Raw genomic sequence first — 5,178 nt, 5'->3', positions numbered from 1 at the left:
TGATCTGCGGGCTCTTGCCGCCCAGCTCCAGCGTCACGGGGCAGTGGCGCTCGGCGGCCACCTGCTGGATCAGCGTGCCGATCTTGGGGCTGCCGGTGAAGCTGATGTGGTCGATGCCGGGGTGGCGCGCCAGTGCATCGCCCACCTCGTGGCCGTAGCCGGTGACGATGTTGAGCGCGCCGGAGGGAAAGCCCACCTCGGCCGCGAGCTGCGCCACGCGGATCAGCGACAGGCAGGCGTCTTCTGCCGGCTTGACCACGCACACGTTGCCCGCCGCCAGGGCGCCGCCCACGCTGCGGCCAAAGATCTGCATGGGGTAGTTCCAGGGGATCACATGGCCTGTGACGCCATGGGGCTCGCGCCAGGTCAGCACGCTGTAGCCGTCGGGGTAGGGAATGGTCTCGCCATGGAACTTGTCGCAGGCGCCGGCGTAGAACTCGAAGTAGCGCGCCAGTGCAATCGCGTCGGCCCGCGCCTGCTTGGTGGGCTTGCCGCAGTCGCGCTGTTCCAGCGCAGTCAACTCGTCGGCATGTTCCAGGATCTTGGCCGAGAGCTTTTGCAGCAGGCGGCCCCGGTCCACGGGCGCCATCTTTTGCCACACCGCGTGGTAGCACTGGCGTGCCGCATGCACCGCCGCGTCGATGTCTTCGGCGTTGCTGCGCTGGATCTCGTCGAAGGGCTGGCCATCGGACGGGTCGATCATGGCAATCGTGCGGCCCGAGGCGGACGGAACCGAGGCGTTGGCGATGTAGTTCAGTTGCATGGCCGTCATTTTGCCCGGAAATGGAATGTGTGCTTATTATTTGAGTAAAAAATGCCTCTGGCGCTTGTTGGTAAAGCGCTAGTAGCTACATAGTTGATAGCAATTCAATAGCAGGTGGCACGCAGCGCTGCCAGGTCCAGGATCTCCACCTCGCCGCGCTGCACGCGCACCAGGTGGCGCGATTCCAGGTCTTTGAGGATCTGGTTGGTGGTTTGGCGCGAGATAGCCAGCATCAGCGACAACTGCTCTTGCGAGATGCCAATCACGCGGCGCGACTGGCCCTCGGCCGTCCACTGGCCATAGCCCTCGGCCATCATCACCAGGCGCCGCGCCAGGCGCTGCGGCGCGGGCAGCAGCGCCAGCTCTTCCATGGCCACAAACGCCGAACGCAGCTTGTCGGTGAGCAGCAGGGCCAGCGCATGCCAGTGCTGCGGGTGGGCCTGCAGCCAGTGCTGAAGCCGCTCGTGCGGGATGTGCACCAGCGTGGTCGGCTCGGTGGCCTGCGCGTCGTGGGTGCGTGCGGAGTTGTCGAACACCGAGATCTCGCCAAACCATTGCGGCGGCTCCAGGCGGATCAGCAGCGCGGCCCGTGCCTCGTCGGCCCGGCCCCCGGTGCCCGAGATGCTGACCGCGCCGCGCACCACCGCGTACAGCCCGCACGGCGCATCGCCGCGCAGGAACAGCACTTCGCCCGTCTGCAGATGGCGCAGCTGTGCCATGGCCAGCAGCGGCTGGGCAAAGCCGGGTGGCAGGTGGGCAAACCAGCGTCCGGACTGGAGCACGGGCAGAGAGGCGGCAGGGTCGGTCATGCGGGAAAGAAGGGGCGCAAAACAAAAAAGGGAGCGGCGAGGGAAGTCCGCCAGCGTGTGTACGGGAAGGGTCTTGGGCTTGCGGGCTTTGACTTTCTTTTGTCGTGTGTCCGACAGACGCAGGCGCCGTCGCAGGGCGACCATTGATCCTGCTCAAAACAATACCAGGAGACACCCATGAAAACCCTGATCGACCACCTGGCCCAGTACGCCGATTACCACCGCGACCCGCGCAACATCCACACCCACTTTGTGGGCGTGCCGATGATCATGTTGGCCGTGGTCATCCTGCTGTCGCGCCCCACGTGGATGGTGGGCGAGTTGCCGCTGAGCCCGGCGCTGTTTGGCGCACTGGCCAGCTGTGTTTTCTACTTCCGGCTGGATGCGCGTTTTGGCCTGGTGATGGCGGCGCTGCTGGCCGCCATGCTGGCAGGCGGCCAATGGGTGGCAATGCAAAGCCTGGCGGTGTGGCTGGCCACGGGCATCGGGCTGTTTGCCGTGGGCTGGGTGATTCAGTTCGTGGGCCACTACTACGAAGGGCGCAAGCCCGCGTTTGTGGACGACCTGGTGGGCCTGATTGTCGGCCCGCTGTTTGTGGTGGCCGAGTGGGCCTTTGCGCTGGGTTTGCGCAAGGAAGTGCAGGCGGCGATTGAGCAGCGCAGCGGCCCGGTGCGGCTGCGCACCAGCCAGGCAGCCGCGTAAGCCAGGCCGGTTTCCCTTCACCGTGTTCCCTTGTTGTCAGGGTGGATCTGCCCTGCCAGACCCGTGGCATCTCAGCGGTGCCATGGGTTTTGTCGTTTTGGTTTCTGCATGAATGGAGCGCGGCAGCCGTCTGACCGTGTGTGACCCATGAGCTTTGTTTCCGTACTTCCCACCTTGTTGTTCATCGCCCTGGGGCTGGTCATGTTCGGCCTGGGCCTTTCTCTCACGGTGGGGGATTTCAAGCGCCTCATGCACCACCCACGTGCCGTGGTGCTGGCCCTGGTGCTGCAGGTGCTGGTGTTGCCTGCGGCGTGCTATGCCCTCATCGTGCTGCTGGGTGTGGCGCCACTCTACGCGGTGGGGCTGATGCTGCTGGCTGCATCACCGGGCGGTGTGTCGGCCAATCTGTTCAGCCATCTGTTTGGCGGCAACGTGGCGATGAACATTTCGCTCACCGCCATCAACACCGTGTTGTCCATCGTGAGCCTGCCGGTCATCACCAACTGGGCCATCAACACCTTTGCCCATACCGGCCAGGTGGTGCCGCTGCAGTTTGGCAAGGTGGTCGAGGTGATCATCATCGTGCTGGTGCCCGTGGTGCTGGGCATGGCGGTGCACCGGCGCGCGCCGGCTTTCAGCGCGCGCATGGAAAAGCCCATGAAGATCTTCAGCGCCGTGGTGCTGGCCGCGTTTGCGCTGATTGCGATTGCCAAGGAATGGACAGCGCTGGTCGAATCCTTCGCGGTCATCGGTCCGGCCGTGTTGCTGTTCAACGCCATCAGCCTCGCGTCGGGCTACTACCTTTCGCGCGCGGCGGGGCTGGATAAATCGATGGCCACTGCCATCAGCTTTGAGATCGGCATCCACAACTCCACGTTGGCGATTTTTATCGCGCTGTCGGTGCTGGGCAATTTCCAGCTGGCACTGCCTGCGGCGATCTACTCGGTCAGCATGTACGTCCTGGCCACGCTGTTTGGCACGCTGGTGCTGCGGCGGCAGGCCAAGGCCCTTGTGAGGGCGGTGCCATAGTGCGGACGGTGTTCAAGAGGGCACTGCTGGCGGTGCTGGCCCTGCTGCTGTTGGCGCTGGCTGCGCTCTGGTGGGCGCTGCAGCAGCATCCATCGCTCGCACCTTACGCGGACCTGCATTGGAAGGCTCCCGTTGGCAGTGGGCCGCCGGCGCCGCTGAAGGTGACTTTCCTCGGGGTCTCCACCGTGCTGCTGGACGATGGAGAAACGGCCTTGCTCACCGACGGCTTTTTCTCGCGCCCCGGCAAGCTGCAGACCTTCCTTGGCAAGGTGGAGCCCGACCTGCAGGCCATCGCCCAGGGCTTGGAGCGTGCCGGGCTGACCGGCAAGACCGGCAGGCTCGCAGCGGTGATCCCCGTGCATTCGCACTATGACCATGCCATGGATGCCCCAGAGGTCGCACGGCGCACGGGTGCGTTGCTGCTGGGCTCGCCGTCCACGGCCAACGTGGGCCGGGGCGCGGGGTTGCCCGAGGCGCAGATCCACACCGCGAAGCTGGGGGAGCCCCTGCGTTTTGGGCGCTTTACCGCCACGCTGTACCCAGCCGGCATGCGCCCACCGGCTTTACCGGCGGCGAGATCACGGAGCCCTTGCACCCGCCCGTGCGTGCCAGCGACTACAAGGAAGGCCAAAGCTATGCGCTGCACATCGAACATGGGGGCAAGACCTTGCTCATCGTGGGCAGCGCGGGCTTTGAGCCCGGGGCCCTGCGGGGCGTGCACGCCGACGTGGTGATGCAGGGCATCGGTGCCCTGGGTCCGCGGCCCGAGAGCTACCGCGACGCGCTGTGGACCGAGGTGATCGCTGCCGTGGGTGCCCGGCGCGTCATCCCCATCCACTGGGACGACTTCTGGCAGCCGCCCGGCCAACCCATGCAGCCCATGCCGCCGCCGCTCGACGACTTTGATGCGTCCATGACCTACCTGCGCGCTCGGGGCAACCGCGAGGGGGTGGACGTGCGGCTGCCGCTGGAATGGCTGCCGATGGATGTGTGGGCCGGGTTGGCGCAGAGCCGTTAAAGGCAAGTCCCTACCGATCTTGGCGGCTCACTGCGCGCCAACCGGAAAGTACTGCTCGCTGTGCTCGGCCAGCCAGCGCTGCGAGAGATCGGTTCCGTGCTGGCTGGGATGGAAGTCGCGCCGCAGGTACTCGCGCCAAGGGCGCCATGTCTCCCGCACCAGCCCCCCTTTGCCAAACAGCGTGCGCGCGGCGCTGGACCAGGTGCGCCAGTGCCAGAGCGTGCCATCGCGGCGCAGGTTGCCCACCGTCTGGCGCAGCACATCGCCCACAAACACCATGGTGATGCGGCGAAACCAGGTGATGCGCCACTCGTGATTGCCGCCGAGGGCCTGGTAAATGTCGAAGGCCGTGTTCTTGTGCTCGGACTCTTCGGCGCAATGCCATTGCCACATGGTGGCCAGGCGCGGCTCCGCCCCCTGCAGGGTCTCGGGGTGGGCCAGCAGCCATTCAGCCAGCAGGGCGGTGAAGTGCTCGTTGGCAGCCGTCACGGCCAGGGGGTGGCGGGGGTCGGCTCCGGCGAAAAGCTGCATGCGTTCCTGCGCGCGGGATGCCCATTCGTTGACCAGGCCCTGCTTTTCGAGGTGCCCATTGAACAGCGCATGGATGCGGCGGTGGGTCGCCTCTTGTCCGATGAAGCCCCGGACCTCGTCAGCGAACTTCGCGTGTTGCTCGGGCGGCATGGCCTTGTGCCCGCCCTTCACCGCGTCGATGAAGAATTGTTCGCCCACCGGAAAACTCATCGACAGCGCATTGAAGAACGCCGTGCGAAACGCATCGCCGCCGCACCAGTGGCGGTCAAAAGGCGTTTCCAGGTCAATGAGCAGGCGTCGCACGACGAGTTCGGTCATGGGGATGG

Annotated in this window: 7 protein-coding genes; 4 read left to right on the top strand and 3 right to left on the bottom strand. The window is 65.6% G+C overall.

The genetic code is table 11. The features are described 5' to 3' along the window. Together ACK4OE_RS25020 and ACK4OE_RS25015 are read right to left on the bottom strand one after the other, a co-directional pair. The coding region (locus tag ACK4OE_RS25020; RefSeq protein ID WP_409889131.1) for an aldehyde dehydrogenase family protein at nucleotides 1-763 on the bottom strand (763 nt) is incomplete at its 3' end. 104 nt (nucleotides 764-867) lie between these two features. Beyond that, a complete protein-coding gene (locus tag ACK4OE_RS25015; RefSeq protein ID WP_409889130.1) occupies nucleotides 868-1,572 on the bottom strand; it encodes a Crp/Fnr family transcriptional regulator in 705 nt (234 codons plus the stop codon). Between the two features lie 177 nt (nucleotides 1,573-1,749). Here ACK4OE_RS25015 and ACK4OE_RS25010 point away from each other — a divergent pair, with 177 nt between their 5' ends. The 4 genes from ACK4OE_RS25010 to ACK4OE_RS24995 all read left to right on the top strand — a co-directional run bounded on the left by ACK4OE_RS25010 (nucleotide 1,750) and on the right by ACK4OE_RS24995 (nucleotide 4,321). Beyond that, the gene (locus ACK4OE_RS25010; protein WP_010457980.1) at nucleotides 1,750-2,274 is read left to right on the top strand and encodes a DUF962 domain-containing protein; all 525 of its coding nucleotides are present in this window, start codon (nucleotides 1,750-1,752) and stop codon (nucleotides 2,272-2,274) included. Nucleotides 2,275-2,421: 147 nt separating this feature from the next. Beyond that, entirely contained in the window at nucleotides 2,422-3,303 is an 882-nt protein-coding gene (locus tag ACK4OE_RS25005; protein WP_409889129.1) for a bile acid:sodium symporter family protein, read from the top strand. Between the two features lie 8 nt (nucleotides 3,304-3,311). Further along, a complete protein-coding gene (locus ACK4OE_RS25000) occupies nucleotides 3,312-4,037 on the top strand; it encodes an MBL fold metallo-hydrolase (protein ID WP_409889128.1) in 726 nt (241 codons plus the stop codon). Further along, a complete protein-coding gene (locus tag ACK4OE_RS24995; RefSeq protein WP_409889127.1) occupies nucleotides 4,019-4,321 on the top strand; it encodes a hypothetical protein in 303 nt (100 codons plus the stop codon). The genes ACK4OE_RS25000 and ACK4OE_RS24995 overlap by 19 nt, the downstream gene beginning before the upstream one ends. A 27-nt stretch (nucleotides 4,322-4,348) precedes the next feature. Here ACK4OE_RS24995 and ACK4OE_RS24990 read toward each other — a convergent pair whose 3' ends face one another. After that, nucleotides 4,349-5,170, bottom strand: coding sequence for a metal-dependent hydrolase (locus ACK4OE_RS24990; protein ID WP_409889132.1), 822 nt, complete (start codon nucleotides 5,168-5,170; stop codon nucleotides 4,349-4,351). Nucleotides 5,171-5,178: the final 8 nt, after the last annotated feature.

Origin of the sequence: Acidovorax sp., assembly GCF_046314175.1 — a bacterium.
Classification (GTDB): domain Bacteria; phylum Pseudomonadota; class Gammaproteobacteria; order Burkholderiales; family Burkholderiaceae_C; genus Acidovorax.
This window is presented reverse-complemented; position numbering and strand designations above follow the sequence as displayed.

What these genes read in the sequence shown, in the direction of transcription:
- ACK4OE_RS25015 (WP_409889130.1), bottom strand. Translation starts at nt 1,572, where the DNA reads ATGACCGACCCTGCCGCCTCTCTGCCCGTGCTCCAGTCCGGACGCTGG.
- ACK4OE_RS25005 (WP_409889129.1), top strand. Translation starts at nt 2,422, where the DNA reads ATGAGCTTTGTTTCCGTACTTCCCACCTTGTTGTTCATCGCCCTGGGG.
- ACK4OE_RS25010 (WP_010457980.1), top strand. Translation starts at nt 1,750, where the DNA reads ATGAAAACCCTGATCGACCACCTGGCCCAGTACGCCGATTACCACCGC.
- ACK4OE_RS24990 (WP_409889132.1), bottom strand. Translation starts at nt 5,170, where the DNA reads ATGACCGAACTCGTCGTGCGACGCCTGCTCATTGACCTGGAAACGCCT.